At 52.7% G+C, this 14235-nt stretch carries 13 protein-coding genes; 4 read left to right on the top strand and 9 right to left on the bottom strand.

The window, feature by feature from the left end; all coding sequences use genetic code 11:
* Positions 1–5: 5 nt before the first annotated feature.
* Positions 6–1322, bottom strand: coding sequence for a xylose isomerase (xylA, locus tag ACL02P_RS20040; RefSeq protein ID WP_036644393.1), 1317 nt, complete (start codon positions 1320–1322; stop codon positions 6–8).
* Between the two features lie 232 nt (positions 1323–1554).
* On the opposite strand from xylA, the gene ACL02P_RS20035 reads away from it, so the two are divergent.
* Complete coding sequence (locus ACL02P_RS20035; RefSeq protein ID WP_412837958.1) at positions 1555–2754, top strand: ROK family protein; 1200 nt, start codon at positions 1555–1557, stop codon at positions 2752–2754.
* A gap of 71 nt (positions 2755–2825) precedes the next feature.
* Here the strand turns inward: ACL02P_RS20035 and ACL02P_RS20030 are convergent, their stop codons facing one another.
* Together ACL02P_RS20030 and ACL02P_RS20025 are read right to left on the bottom strand one after the other, a co-directional pair.
* Complete coding sequence (locus tag ACL02P_RS20030) at positions 2826–2963, bottom strand: EAL domain-containing protein (RefSeq protein WP_260071538.1); 138 nt, start codon at positions 2961–2963, stop codon at positions 2826–2828.
* Positions 2964–3016: 53 nt separating this feature from the next.
* A complete protein-coding gene (locus ACL02P_RS20025) occupies positions 3017–3820 on the bottom strand; it encodes a formate/nitrite transporter family protein (RefSeq protein ID WP_009223891.1) in 804 nt (267 codons plus the stop codon).
* Between the two features lie 240 nt (positions 3821–4060).
* Here ACL02P_RS20025 and ACL02P_RS20020 point away from each other — a divergent pair, with 240 nt between their 5' ends.
* Positions 4061–4216, top strand: a complete 156-nt coding sequence (locus tag ACL02P_RS20020) for a hypothetical protein (protein WP_198136168.1) — start codon at positions 4061–4063, stop codon at positions 4214–4216.
* Between the two features lie 69 nt (positions 4217–4285).
* Here the strand turns inward: ACL02P_RS20020 and ACL02P_RS20015 are convergent, their stop codons facing one another.
* Entirely contained in the window at positions 4286–5437 is a 1152-nt protein-coding gene (locus tag ACL02P_RS20015; RefSeq protein ID WP_412837957.1) for an HD-GYP domain-containing protein, read from the bottom strand.
* A 274-nt stretch (positions 5438–5711) separates the two neighbouring features.
* On the opposite strand from ACL02P_RS20015, the gene ACL02P_RS20010 reads away from it, so the two are divergent.
* Both ACL02P_RS20010 and ACL02P_RS20005 read left to right on the top strand, forming a co-directional pair.
* The gene (locus ACL02P_RS20010) at positions 5712–6578 is read left to right on the top strand and encodes a LuxR C-terminal-related transcriptional regulator (RefSeq protein ID WP_412837956.1); all 867 of its coding nucleotides are present in this window, start codon (positions 5712–5714) and stop codon (positions 6576–6578) included.
* A gap of 206 nt (positions 6579–6784) precedes the next feature.
* On the top strand, positions 6785–8512 hold the full coding sequence (locus tag ACL02P_RS20005) for an EAL domain-containing protein (RefSeq protein WP_412837955.1): 1728 nt from the start codon (positions 6785–6787) through the stop codon (positions 8510–8512).
* A 29-nt stretch (positions 8513–8541) separates the two neighbouring features.
* On the opposite strand, the gene ACL02P_RS20000 is transcribed toward ACL02P_RS20005, so the two are convergent.
* The 5 genes from ACL02P_RS20000 to ACL02P_RS19980 form a co-directional block, all read right to left on the bottom strand.
* Positions 8542–9831, bottom strand: a complete 1290-nt coding sequence (locus ACL02P_RS20000) for an MFS transporter (RefSeq protein ID WP_412837954.1) — start codon at positions 9829–9831, stop codon at positions 8542–8544.
* A gap of 36 nt (positions 9832–9867) precedes the next feature.
* A complete protein-coding gene (locus tag ACL02P_RS19995; protein WP_412837953.1) occupies positions 9868–10779 on the bottom strand; it encodes a polysaccharide deacetylase family protein in 912 nt (303 codons plus the stop codon).
* 294 nt (positions 10780–11073) lie between these two features.
* Entirely contained in the window at positions 11074–11847 is a 774-nt protein-coding gene (locus ACL02P_RS19990) for a GNAT family N-acetyltransferase (protein WP_412837952.1), read from the bottom strand.
* Entirely contained in the window at positions 11844–12842 is a 999-nt protein-coding gene (locus tag ACL02P_RS19985; protein ID WP_412837951.1) for a glycosyltransferase, read from the bottom strand. The genes ACL02P_RS19990 and ACL02P_RS19985 overlap by 4 nt, the downstream gene beginning before the upstream one ends.
* Positions 12843–13113: 271 nt before the next feature.
* Positions 13114–14085 (bottom strand): phosphotransferase, encoded by a 972-nt coding sequence (locus ACL02P_RS19980; RefSeq protein ID WP_412837950.1) that lies wholly within the window; start codon positions 14083–14085, stop codon positions 13114–13116.
* Positions 14086–14235: the final 150 nt, after the last annotated feature.

Genomic DNA, 14235 nt, shown 5'->3' with positions numbered 1-14235 from the left:
TACGCTTATTTCGTGCCGAAAATGTATTCGTTCAGGCGGGCTTTCACCAGTTCGAGATGGTTCGATTTGTTCACGATATGGCTGTGCTCCAGAGCATAAGCTTCCAGCGTTTTGAAGTTTGCTTTGCCGGACACGATATCCGCGCCGATGCCGGATTTGAAGCTAGCATAACGTTCTTCAATCAGGTTTTCGATGAAGTTGTCTTCGATCATTTTGCCGGCTACTTTCAAGCCTTTCGCGAAGGTGTCCATACCCGCAATATGAGCATAGAACAGGTCTTCCGGTTCGAAGGAAGTACGTCTTACCTTCGCGTCGAAGTTCACCCCGCCGGAGCCCAAGCCGCCGTTTTTCAGGATTTCATACATCGCCAGCGTTACGGCATACAGGTCTGTTGGGAATTCGTCGGTATCCCAGCCGAGCAGCATATCGCCTTGGTTCGCGTCGATCGAACCCAGCATGTTGTTGATGCGGGCTACGCGCAGCTCGTGTTCAAACGTATGGCCGGCCAGCGTCGCATGGTTTGCTTCCAGGTTCAGCTTGAAGTGGTCTTGCAAGCCGTATTTTTGCAGGAATGCAATTGTCGTAGCAGCATCGAAATCGTATTGGTGTTTCGTAGGCTCTTTTGGTTTCGGCTCGATCAGGAATTGACCTTTGAAGCCGATTTCTTTTGCATAATCGATGGCCATTTGGAAGAATCTCGCCAGGTTGTCGAGTTCCAGAGCCATATCTGTGTTCAGCAGGGACTCGTAACCTTCACGGCCGCCCCAGAATACATAGTTTTCAGCGCCCAGCTCAACAGCGGTTTCCAGACCTTTCTTCACTTGAGCTGCAGCATAAGCGAAGACGTCAGCATTGGAAGTCGTTGCAGCGCCATGTACGTAACGCGGGTTGGAGAACATGTTAGCTGTGTTCCAAAGCAGCTTCACGCCGGTTTGCTTCATGCCTTCTTTGATTTTAGCGACGATGACGTCCAGATTTTCATTGGATTCTTTCAGGGTCGCACCTTCTGGAGCAACGTCCACGTCATGGAAGCAAAAATACGGAGCGCCGAGTTTCTCCAGGAATTCAAAGTTAACTTCTACACGGGCTTTCGCCAGATCCATACCGCTTACCGTTTCCCAAGGACGAATCATGTTGCCTTGACCAAAAGGGTCGCTGCCGTTCATTGTCAACGTGTGCCAGTAAGCTACTGCGAAACGCAGATGCTCCTTCATTGTTTTGCCGAGTACAACTTCATTCTCGTTATAATGTTTAAATGCCAGCGGATTGTCGGAACCTGCGCCTTCATACTGAATTTTGCTAATGTTCTTGAAATAACTCACCACGAATTCCTCCCACCAGAGATTTAATTAAGCCTTTACATCCTGTCGATTTTAAGTAGCATGCCCATTTACTAATGCGAGCATGCCGTCTACACCTAGATCGTATCACGTTCCACTTAGTTTGTCTAGTAAACTAACAAAGTTGTTGATTTTACCTGGGACGTTTATGTTATGATGCGTATAGACACAATTTTGCCATGCCGAGAGGCTTGGGTAGAACGAGGGAGTTTATATGAAAATCACAGGCGACCAACAACTGATCAAAAAAATGAATAAAACGATCGTCCTGGATACGATTCGTCAGCGTCAACCCTTGTCTCGTGCGGATATCTCCGCTGCGATTGGCTTGAACAAGGCGACCGTATCGTCCCTCGTCTCCGAGTTGATCGACAGTCATCTGGTTACCGAGATCGGCCCCGGCGAATCCAGCGGCGGGCGGAAGCCGACATTACTGCTCTTCAACCGTAGTGCCGGGTATGCCATTGGCATCGACATCCGCGTCAATGATTTACTGGCTGTGCTGGTTGATCTGGAGGGCCACGTGCTTCAGGAAAAACTGGTGCCGCTTAGCGACTTCAGTCCGGAACACGTGCTGGAACAGATTCGCCAAACGATCCGCCAGTTTAAAGAGCAGCTGCCCGAATCCCCGTACGGGATCGTTGGGATCGGCATTGGCGTACCAGGGCTCGTCGACGACAAGAGCCGGGTGATCTCCGCGCCCAACCTGGACTGGAACAAGGTTGAATTATACGAACCGCTGGCCTCCGAGTTCGGGGCCAATCTTCATATTGATAACGAGGCCAATGCCGGCGCGATTGGCGAGAAGCTCTTTGGGGCCGGACGCGAGGCCCAAAATTTGATCTACCTCAGCATCGGCATCGGCATCGGTTCCGGCATTATCGTCGGCGGCGAGCTGTACCGCGGCACGTCGAATTTCTCCGGCGAGGTTGGTCATATGACCATCACCGAGAACGGCCCGCTCTGCCGCTGCGGCAACCGCGGCTGCTGGGAGACGCTCGCCTCGGAGAAGGCGTTGCTTGACCGGGCCGCCAAGCTGTGGGGGGATAAGCACCCCGACTTGGAGGAGATGATTCAACTGGCCCACAGCGGCGATTCCCGGGCGATAGAGCTCCTGAATGAAATCGGTGCCCAGCTTGGCGTTGGATTGGCCAATTTGGTCAACATCCTCAATCCGGAGCTGATCGTTATCGGCAACCGTCTGTCGCTAGCCGGTGACCTCATCCAGGATGCGATGCTGCGCACCATCGAGAACCGCAGCTTATCCTACCACCGGAAGAAGTCCGGAGTCGCCTTCGCCAACTTAGGCATCCGATCGACAGCACTCGGCGCCGCCTCCATGCCGATTACTGCGTTTCTGAGTGAACCGGATCCCGTTCCTGTGCAAGAAAGCAGCTCAACGGCCGGTCTTTGATCCAAAAAGCAATAACCCGCAGCATCGTGTCTCTATTCCACGAGTCTGCGGGTTATTTTTATGTCATCTGATCAGGCCGGAAGCTTCGCAGCAAATCGCGCACCCCCCGCCTCCGGAAGCGGCTTGCTGATATAGTACCCCTGAATGATATCGCATTTCGCGCGGCGCACATGCTCCATTTGCTGCTCCGTCTCCACGCCTTCGGCAATGACCTGCAGCCATAGACACCTCCCTATGAGAAGATGTCTGACTGAACCTGTACTTATTTCGACGTACCGGAAGCATCCTCCGCATCCAAATACGGCTTGTTGGCAAAATAGTACATAAAGCCCATCAGCAGCACCCCGCCAACCAAATTGCCAAGCGTCACGGGAATCAGGTTGTGGAGAACGCCGCCAAACGAGATCGTGGCGGGATGGTCCAGCACCAAAGCGATGGCAAAGGTGCACATATTCGCAATACTATGTTCGTAGCCGGAGATAAAGAAGCAGAAGACGAACAGCATCATCGCAAACATCTTCGCCCCATCCCCTTGGAGCGCCATCGGAATGAAAAAAGCCAGACATACCAGCCAGTTACAAAGAATTGCGCGGAAGAACAATTCCGTGATTGGGGTAGTCATTTTATGTTCGACCACGCTCAGCAGGAAACTATTCACCGAAGCGTCGGCAAATAAGCCGGTCAAGTAAATCAATAAGGCGAATGCGGCTGCGCCCAGGATATTGCCGAGGTAGCTGAATACCCATAACTTGGTGACATCCAGCCATTTCAGCCGTTTTCTTAAAGCCGCGTATGTATAATAGAACGTATTTCCGGTAAATAGATCCCCGCCCCCGTATGCGATGAGGATAATCGCAGCGCCAAAGGTCACGGCGGCCATCGGATAGGTCAGCGGCGAATGCTCCAGGTAGAGGAAGTTCCCGCTCTTGAACGCAACGATCACCCCAAACCCGATAAACATGCTCGCCAGCATCGCTCTGGCAATATACCGGAGATGGCTTTGCATAAAGATTTTATATTTCTTGATTGCCAATTCCTCAACTTTTAACAGCGATTCTGTCTCCATAACGCCCCCCGTTTATTCATGCTTGGTGTTCGTTTGAGGTTAGCTTATCCCTCTTTGGTTACGGCCATCCATCATACACCATTTTCGTTTAAATCTAAAATAAACGGTATTACTGCTATTTACAAGCGATACGGATTTGTGCATAATAAAAATTAGGATTATGTGATAATGATTATCATTATTAATTCGGAGCTGGCCTGGTTTATCCAACGAACAACAGCGTAAGAGGAGAGAATGCCCATGAGATTGTTAGCCGCCCGCAGAAAGACAAGGCTGGACATCGATGACTACTTGGATCTGCTCAATCTTGCCGCCCATTTGGGCGACCGCCAGTGGCAAAAGGAGATAATCCGCAAGCTGGAAATGATGCAGTCCGAGGTAACCGACGTCAAGTAGTCAACCCTATTAAAATAAGTGCGAGCTTAGGGACCACCTAAGCTCGCTTTTTTTGCATCTTGTCAAGAGTTAAGCTCTTGCGGACAACTGTAGCCCTGCCTCGTCATTCTCCATGATTTCCGTAATCACCAAGTCCGTTTTGCGCATGAGATCAATTTCATAAGGTGATTTTACTTCTGAACCGTCCGCTTCCCGAATGATCTTCACCGTCGGTCGGTGTACCAAGTTGGAATCCAAAGAGGTTACGACGCCTAACTGGCCGCTGCTAAGTTTTACGATGGAGGAAAGGGGGTAAATACTGATATGACGTAAATACTTCTGAATTAATTCGAGGCTGAAATAACGATCCCCTGCAGCGAGCAAATATTCAATCGCTTCGCCGGGAGTATAGGCCAGTCGGTAGTTCCGGCGAGAGATCAACGCGTGATAAGTGTCGGCAATCGCCACGATCTGGGCGTATTCATCGATTTCATGATGCTTGAGGCGGGAAGGATAGCCTGTCCCGTTATATCGCTCATGATGCTGCAGCGCACATAAGGCCGAACGCCTCGATACACCTTCCATCTCGCACATGATCTGGAAGCCTGCCTCCGGATGACGCCGCAACGCCTCACGATCGGCTCCGGTCAAGCTGCCGGGACGCCGGATGATGTGGGACGGCAGTTCCGTCATTCCGATATCAAACAGCAACGCACCTACACAAAGGTCGATCATTTCCGCACCGGAGTATTGACCCGCGATGCCAAGAATAGCGGAATACGCCGTGACATGAAAGGAATGATCAAGCAGGTAAGGATCGTTTTGCTGCAGACGAATCAAGCCGTCGAGCACTTGCTCATGACTGGTGATATCGTACAGGATGTTGCAGAACATCCGGCGAAACTGCTCATCCACGTGAGGAGTGGACAGGCGCCCCAATCCCAGATCGGAGTCAGCCAAACGGACCAGCATTTGCCGGATTTCCTTTCGTGCCTCGCGTTTCTCCTTGAGGTCTTGGAACTTCAACATCGAAGATTGCTTCTTCACATCGACCTCTTGGAAGGAACCATCTAATTCCTTGTTGCGGACGATCGCGGTTTGAATCCCCAGCTTCTTCAGACGAGCAATAAGGTTCTCCGTTAATGCAGTTCCCGCCCCAAGCATCGTCATCCCGTATTGATTCACTATTGGCTCGGCCAAGACATCACCGGGTTCGAGCAATCTGACATCAACCTGTCTCATGACATCACCTCTTTATATGAAAAAATTCAACTATCAATGAAGAACGCTTGCGCATCTATGTTTATTCACTAAGCCTTTTGGCCTAGAAGAAATTCTTATTCTCCAAGATCGAATTTATCATGACGACAGAAAATGAGACATTACCCCAAAGTATACTTTGGAAAAGCATAGTTCGACATAATTATACAAAAAGTCACTATTCCAACTTTAAATTCAGCGATATTCTGAACTATGATAACATAAATGATAAAATGGCGAGGGGGGGTGAAGAACGATGAGGCTAACACAACATGAGCACCAGGACCCTGGTTGGCCATCCCGGATCGTAGGTCGTGAGTGGGAGTTGGAGGTCTTTTCGTTATATCTAAAGCACTATTCTAGTATGGAGCGAATCATCAACATCTACGGCTCCTCCGGTGTAGGAAAAAGCTCTCTAGCTGAGGAATTTCAGAAGCAAGCCGCAAAACAAGGCGCAGCCGTAATCACACTTGATGCCGCGAAAATCAAAACCACACCCGAAGAAATCTGCCGGCAAATCCTGTTCCAGCTCGGTTTGTTGGACACCCTCCCCTCATTATCCGATCCCGACTTTATCATCAGAGCTGCCATCGAGGCCGTCAATAAACGAGCTAATTTGGGGGCTGTGCTTTTATTTATTGATACGTATGAACTGCTGGAGACGATGGATGATTGGTTCGCTTTTTTGCGGGGACGCGGAATCGTTGAACCGGACCAAATTCAGCGCATCTGGAAGCAAACGGACGGCTTGCCTGTGATGCTCACTTCGCTGCTCGGTGAGCACAACGCCAACGACGGCGAACCGGCCCTTCCAGGCCTGCGTGACGAGGCACGCCCGAGAGGCTGTGAAGCGATGGTCTTGGATGGCTCCCCGGCCCCGGAGAGTCTGCCGAAGTTGAAGCCGGAGGCGGCCATTTACGCCCGCACGGATTTGACCCATCGCGAGAAGGAGGTTGCCGCTCTCGCCTCCGAGGGGCTGACCAACCGTGACATCGCCTCCCGCCTTTTTCTCAGCGAAGTCACAATTAAGAAGCATATGCGCTCCATTTTTCAAAAAGTGGGGGCCAGCAACCGGACACAACTGCTTAAGCTGTTAATCTCTGTTCCGACCGGTTCGAAATGACAAGTTCTCTATCATTACGAATCCTGGCAGTTAGGTGGAAGGATGTGCGTCTATCGTCGCAGCTTATTGGAAAAATCGATTGCCATCGGTGCCATGCCGCATGTATGATGGATTCATAAGCTAAAGTTTTATTGGATTCTCCCGTATGACGCACATCGTCGGTTATTCTACTTCTTCAGCGGATCATTTCGAGGAGGCTTTGTATTGTGGAAGACGACCAGATAAGCTCCCTATTCCGGCCAGAATTCATGCTCACCGCTTCGGCCTTGCTTCAGGCCATTGACAGGATGGGCGTTGGCTTGGCCATTACAAATCCGAATCTTCCGGACAATCCGTTGGTCTATGTCAATCAAGGGTTTGAGAAGATTACCGGATACAAGCGAGAAGAAGTTCTCAACCGAAATCTCCGTTTCCTTCAGGGGAAAGAGACCAACAAGGAACATCTCGCCGTCATTCGGAAAGCGATCAAGGAAATTGGAGCCGCTACAGTAACGACCAAGAACTATAAAAAGGACGGCAGCACCTTCTGGAACCAATTTGTCATCAGTCCCATTTTGGATGCGGAGGGGCATCTTCTCTATTTCATCGGGCTTCAGTTCGACGTGACCCGGGAAGTGGAGAAGCAGCAGGCTTCAACGGAACAGCTCCGCCAGTTGTCCCATTTCGATCCGGCGACCCACCTGATGAGTTCGAACTATTTTAAGGAACTGATGTACGCCGAGCTGCTTTCGGCCCAAGCCGAGCATACCACGGCCGCCGTCATTTGCATCAACCTAAACCGTTTCCGGCTGATTAATGAAAGCCATGGCGAGAGCAAAGGCAATGAGCTGCTGCGTCAAGTCGCAGAAAGACTGCGCCGTTCTTTCCCGGATGGAACCCCGATGTGTCGGAATTTTGCGGATGAATTTTTCGTGTTGGTGTCGAACATAACGGATCCATTATACATACATACACTTGCACTAGATTTGAACCAAGCGCTCAGAGAGCCTTACACCCTATCCGGCGAAGCGTTCCAGGTCGGTTTCGGAATGGGGATCAGCCTCTACCCGGACGACGGCTCCGACATCCATCAACTGCTGCAGCATGCAGAAATGGCGATGAAGGAAGCCAAGAAGGAAGCGCTAGAAGGCCCGCACTACTATGATCAATACCTGATGGACCGGCTGCAGAGCCAAATTACGTTAGAGAAAAAAATGATCCGCGCACTGGCAAGAGGGGAGTTTGAGCTGCACTTCCAGCCCAAGGTGAATGCCTCAACCAAAGAGCTGACCGGCTTTGAAGCGCTGATCCGTTGGAAGGATCCGGTGCAGGGATACATTCCGCCAAACTCTTTTATTCCGATCGCCGAGGAGAATGGGTTTATCGTTGAATTGGGCGAATGGGTCCTGCGGGAAGCGTGCAAAGCGAACAAACGATGGCAAGATGCCGGGCATCCGAAGCTGCCGGTATCGGTGAATGTCTCGGCAGTGCAGTTCCGGCATCCGCAATTCTTGCGTACCGTTGAACAAGTGCTGAACGAGACGGGTTTGGCCCCGCAGTATTTGGAGCTGGAGGTAACCGAATCGTTATTAAACGATCATGTGATGATCAAGGATACCTTAACTGCCTTGCAGCAAAAAGGCATCTCGCTCTCTGTAGACGATTTTGGGACAGGCTACTCCTCGATCCATTACTTGAAGTCGCTCCCGGTTCAGGTGCTGAAAATCGACCGCACCTTCGTGCAGGAGACCCCGTGCTCTGAACGCGACAACTCTCTGCTGCGCTCCATCATCCAGTTAGGCAAATCGCTGGGCATGACGGTGCTGGCCGAGGGCGTCGAGACGAAAGCTCAGTTCGAATTCCTGCAGCAAAACGGCTGCGATCAAATTCAAGGCTACTATTACAGCCGTCCGCTTAACGCGGAAGCCATAGAGGGATTGCTGAAATCGAGTTAATGCGCGTCATGGCTCTCGATACACTCCGGTCACGACGTTCTCTTCCCCAAAGGGAATAAGTAAAAAAATAACCATGCCAGCAGCAAGGCTCCAGCCGGTATCCCGCTAAGCATCCATCGGATGCCGATCGCGGCCGATGCCGGCTGTTCGTTTAATGCGGCGTCGTAACCGCTCGCCTCCAGGATGAGCCCCATGCAAGCAGCCTGCAGCGAAACTCCCCATCTCACGATAAATCCGTTCATGCCGAAGTACATGCCCTCCCGTCTTGCGCCGGTACGCCGCTCATCCTCATCGATCACCTCAGACAACAGGACGTCGAGCAGCACCAGCAACCCTGCCAATCCGATGCCGACGGCAGCGGCGTTGGCAATCGCCCCTCCTGCCTGTGTCACCCAGCCGAACGGCAGCAACGCCGCTGTATAGCAGCCCATCGCAATGAGGATCCCCTGCCGGGCGCCGTATTTCGCTGTAATCCGTCCCCACAGGAATACGCAAGGAATGGCGGTGAGAAAGATCCCCCCTAGCAGCAAGGTGTTGTAGCTTTCCTCGCGGCCCAGAACGTATTTGGTGTAGAACGGAATCCCGGCGGGAAGCAGCGCAAATGTAAACTGCACCAGGAAACTTCCGGTCACGTACAGGACAAACGCTCGGTTTCCCAGAGTATGTCGAACCGCTGTGGTCAAACGGAAGGTGGCACGTACCGTATCGTGATGTTCCCGGCTGCCCCAAAGGGATAACGCTAGGAATACGGCCGACAATACAGCAAATATAACCCCCATGGAGCCCCAACCGATCTGTGAATAGAGGAGCGGCGGAATGGCGACACCTACAATCATGCCCACGATCCCCATCATTTGCCGCCACGAAGAGACATACGCTCGGTCCTTGATGCTCTGAAACATCTCCGGGAACAAGGCCGAGTAATTCAGAACAACCAAGACGAATAAAGCATCGTACAGGATTACGGTTCCTATAAAATAAGGAAAGGCCGCCCCTTCCGCCGCCGGCGGCGTCCACAGCAACGCAAACGCTGCGGCCAGCGGAACCAGGCCAAAACCGATATAGGGAAGGCGTCTGCCGAACCGGGTGCGGGTCCGGTCGGACAGATGGCCAAACAGCGGGTTCAGCACGGCATTCAGCACGCCGTGAAATATCATCGCCAAGCTGATCCAGGCGGGCCTTACGCCCAGCACGTCGACGTAATAATAGACGAGATAGGTTGCAAAAGCTTGCGACATCAAATTTACCGCCAGATTGCCCGAGCTGTAGGCTACCTTTTGAAGCTCCGTCCGGTTTCCCGGATTTGCGGTTCGCATCATCCGCCCTGCCTCCTTTATTCGATCCGCCGGCCGGCCTTAGGGCCGCTGCTGTGACTTCTGAAGGTCCTGCAAGTCCTTCCAGCGGATCATCTCGATGCCTTCCTCCGCAAGAACCGCCTTAATGTCCGGATCACGGAACAGTTGATAATCCCATTGTCTTTTTTCCCATTCGTTGTGGATGGCCTTCAGTTCTTCCGTCGCGAGCGCCGGATGGATGATAATCTCCGAGACACCGGGACGGAGCGCTTTAAGGACGGTGATCATATCGCGTTTGTAGCTTTCGTACGTTTCGCCCGGCTGCTTGCCAAAGGGCAAACCGATGAGATCATCGAGGAGGATCACGCCCATTCGATCGGCGAGCTCGGTGACCTGATGAATCAGGGCGTTCGCCTCCGGCGGCAATTTCCCTACCTGCGGCAACGAACGCGGCAAACGGAAGGGCAGGCCGTAATCCGCACAAATCTCAAACGCCACATCAAGGAAATGATGGCCGGTTGCCAATCCATACAAGCTGCCCATGTGGTTATCGAGATGTGTAGGTGCTAAGCCTAACGCCAGCGCCGTCTCCACCTGGTTAATCATCTCAAGGCGCACTTGCGGCCGGCTGGCTTGCAATTCGAAGCGAGCAACGTCCTCGGGAAAATAACCTTCCTCTGTCACCAATGTCCGCACGTCCCCATCCCGGGTGACCGGCCCCCACTTATATCCGTTCCATTCGCTGGTGAACGTCAGATGGACCCCCACATCGAATTCCGGATTGGCAACGCTCCACGCCACCGCCTCCTTAGCCCAGGAGCAAGGGATCATGACCGTCGCCGAGGAGACCGCCCGTTCCTGTAGCAGTTGGGTTATCGCCGTATTTTCCGCATGGCACATTCCAAAATCGTCCGCATTCACAATCAACAGTTTGGCTTCCCGCCCGTACCCCAATCGCTCTGCCAATGTCATTTGCCTTCTCCTCCGTTTCTGCTCTAATTTCAATGAGCTTGATAATTAAAACGCTTACATAAATGGTGAAAATAACCGAAGTGTACCTTCGGTTATGGATAAAACTGCGAATCCCGATTGATGACGAACGTATCACAGATCTCAGCCCTTTCTTTGGCCGATGAATTTATATACCAAGTGTATGTTGGAACCTAAACCTATAGTTCATAAGTTTGTAATTTCGCTTACACCCTGATAATTCCTGCTCAGGCAAAAAAAATAAGGGCAATCGGTATCCGACTGCCCTTTCCGTTATCAGCTATTGAGAACTCTGTAATGATATTCCGACACGACCGTAAAGCCAAGCTTATTATAGAGCTCCAACGCCGGTGCGTTGTTCGCCAGCACTTGCAGGTGCATACCTTCCGCGCCGTTCTCTATCGCCCAAGACGCTAGCGCACGCAGGAGGCGGCCGGCGATCCCCTTGCGGCGGTGGCGTGCATCGACAACAACATTGCTGATCCCGGCCCGGCCCTCCTCAATGACCACGGTAGCTAAGCCCACCGGCTCACCCGCTTCATAGATTGCCACAAACGCCTTAGGTGTGGGCATTGCTGTAAAGATCGACGTATATCCGGCCCGGCGTTCCTCCGGAAATCCCTCCATCCGTAGAAATGCGTCCATCCATGACTCGACCGGTCCCGCTTTATAAACCAACTCCACATCGTCAGCCTCGTAAACGGTGGATCGCTGAAGTACATCCTGGCTAGAAGCCGCCAGCAGCAGGCAGTTCATCGAGATCTCATACCCCGCCGCGGCCAGCAGCCCATCCAACTCTTGAGGTGAAGATTCACTGACGTGAAAGCAGGGTCTCAGTCCACGTTCCCGGTAAAAGTGCTCCACGATGGCAAGCCAATCGCCCTCTGGAAAAGGTCCGGCTGCCAGCACACTGTTCGCTCTTGTTGTGACGCCGTCGTTTGCCCGAAGCCGCCAAGTGCCAAGCCATTCCAACTCGCGCGGAGGCCACCCACTTGCGGCCAATTGCTCCAATCGATCAGCTACCTCGGTTTCTTCCGTCCGCCCGCTCATTTGAGCCACTCTCCAAAGAAGCGCTCGTATCCTCTCTTCATCACTGTCGCCGAAAACTTCTCAAAGGCGTAATCCCGGTTGTCCCTGGAATACTTCAGCGGTGAGGCTGCCGCCATGTTGACCAGTTCAAACCAGTTGTTCTCGTTGCCGGCAAAGGCGTGACGGGAGCTAATGTGACCATAGCAGGGATGCTCCGGCTTGACGACGATTTTGCCCATCGCGAGCGCTTCGGTCAGCGGCATTGCAAAGGTATCAAACCGGGAGCAGCTCCAGTACACCTTGGCCGAGTTCATCAGCGAAAACACTTCATCCTGGCTTAACGCAAACCGCAGGGTGACGTTGTGGGGGATGTTGTATTTTTTCACACTTTCCTTGTAACGCTCCCCGCCAAACACCATCACGACGTCCTTGTCCGGATTTTGCCGCGCATATTCCAGCACCAGGTCCGGCCGCCGGTTCTCCTCGTCCCGTCCGATCCAGAGTACCCGATTCTCCACGATAACCGAGGGGTCAAAAAACCGCTCCGCCAACGTTTCGTTAAATCCGATGGGAATCACGTCCACATCCGTCACACCGAACACGTCGTTCATTTGCTTCCGCAAAAACTCCGTCTGTACGATCGCCTTGTCCACAATCCCGTAAAACGGCTTCATCATCTCATACCCGGTCAACGCCGGGTCAGGGAAACTGTGTGGGAACAGTACGCTCTTGGGGAGGAACATTTTGAGAAAAGTAAACCCGGATACCGTATAAATCACGTGCTCGATGTTCTGCGAATAAATTTGGTCCAGCACGATATCGTAATTGACCAGATCGCCCTTCTCGTGCTCATAGCCGGGAAGCCAATCGTGTCCGCTGACATGGCGCTCCGGCGAGATAAATACAACCTCCACGCCTAGCTCCCGGCCGATGTCGCGTAGCCGCTCCGCAAACACGCGCGGGCCTTGGGCTTCCGTAAACTGAATTTTTCGCATGACTAAACCGATTTTCTTCATTTGATCCCGCCTCTAGTTGATATAGTAATATGTGCTTGCCACGTCATGTCTTGCTTCGTCAACCGCTAACGGACCTGAGGGACGTTAATCGCTACGAATTCGGGACTACGAGGTTTTAACGGACTTGAGAGACCTTATTGTAGGCAAATCCGATAGAAACACCTCTTTATAGCCCAAATAGCGGCTTTCAGGTCCGTTAAAGCGGGAAATATTCCGAAAATGAGCTGATAAGGTCACTACAGTCCGTTAGCAGATCGTAAGTGTTCATATGCTACCCATGGTTCTCCAGCAGTTCAAGGCATCCGTCCAAGCCGTCCAACGTCTCTTCCCGCTGTCGCAGCAGCCCTTCCGTCGTCCACACGCCGCCGCCTCGGTGCAGATCTCCTTCGATTAACAAGAGCATCCATATCGAAAAGATCGCAGCAAACCAAGCGTACTCCCGGATCATCACATCCTTGCCCCATGGCGTGCCCTGTTTATCCGCTTCCGTAAGATAGGTTTCAAGCAGATGCATCCGATCCTCTGCCGACATCCTCTTCGGAAACCGGGGATGCGACATGTCGATCAGATGATACAAATCCCAATACGGGAGGCTCCGGTGCGCATGCTCCCAATCGAGCAACACCACGCGCCCCGCCTCTGTCACGGCGTAGTTGCCCTGATGCAGATCGCCGTGCGACAGCACTTGCCGTTGGGCTGTGAAGCCGCGACCGTCCCGGACCGCTGAGACGACTGCCGAATCCAACCATTGATCCGGCAGTCCCCGTCCGCTAAGGACAGCCGACGCCTCTTCCCGCCGCTTCAGCACATCTGCGGCGATGGCTGCGATGCCGGGCTTCGGGCCTTGGGCAAGCAAGCCCGGCCATTGTTCCGCGGGAGCCGCGTGCAAGCGGGCCAGCTGCTTGGCTGCCGCCTGGGCGTACACCAGCCGATAGACATGGTCCAGCGGCCCGAGGTTCTCGAAGATCGCCCAGCTCTTGGCGCCGCTCCCCTCCGGCGAGGCGGCAAGCAGCATCGGTGCGGTGATCTCAGGCAGCTCCGCCAGTACGTTCCGGTACACCCACGCCTCCCGGTCTGCCGATTCACCGTTCGTCAGCGGCTTGAAAATATAGCTCTGCCCCGGGGCGATATAGATCCGCTCCACCCACTGGCCGTTCATGCCTTGGTACACCGGTTCCCGGCGCCAGATCTTGCCTTCATCCAGCGTTCCGTCCGCTTTGACCACTTCATCGATGTTCTGCATTCGGTTTCCTTCCCGCTCCCTAGTTTGACCTTAATGTTACATAAATTTTGAAAAGATTGTCAATCCGCCGCCGGCGTATAGCAAATTGCAGGCAAAAAAGAGCGGCGCCTTAAGCGAACCGCTCTTTTCTGAATATTTTTCTATTTACAA

The sequence above is a fragment of the Paenibacillus sp. MB22_1 genome, assembly GCF_047200555.1.
Lineage (GTDB): Bacteria > Bacillota > Bacilli > Paenibacillales > Paenibacillaceae > Fontibacillus > Fontibacillus phoenicis.
This window is presented reverse-complemented; position numbering and strand designations above follow the sequence as displayed.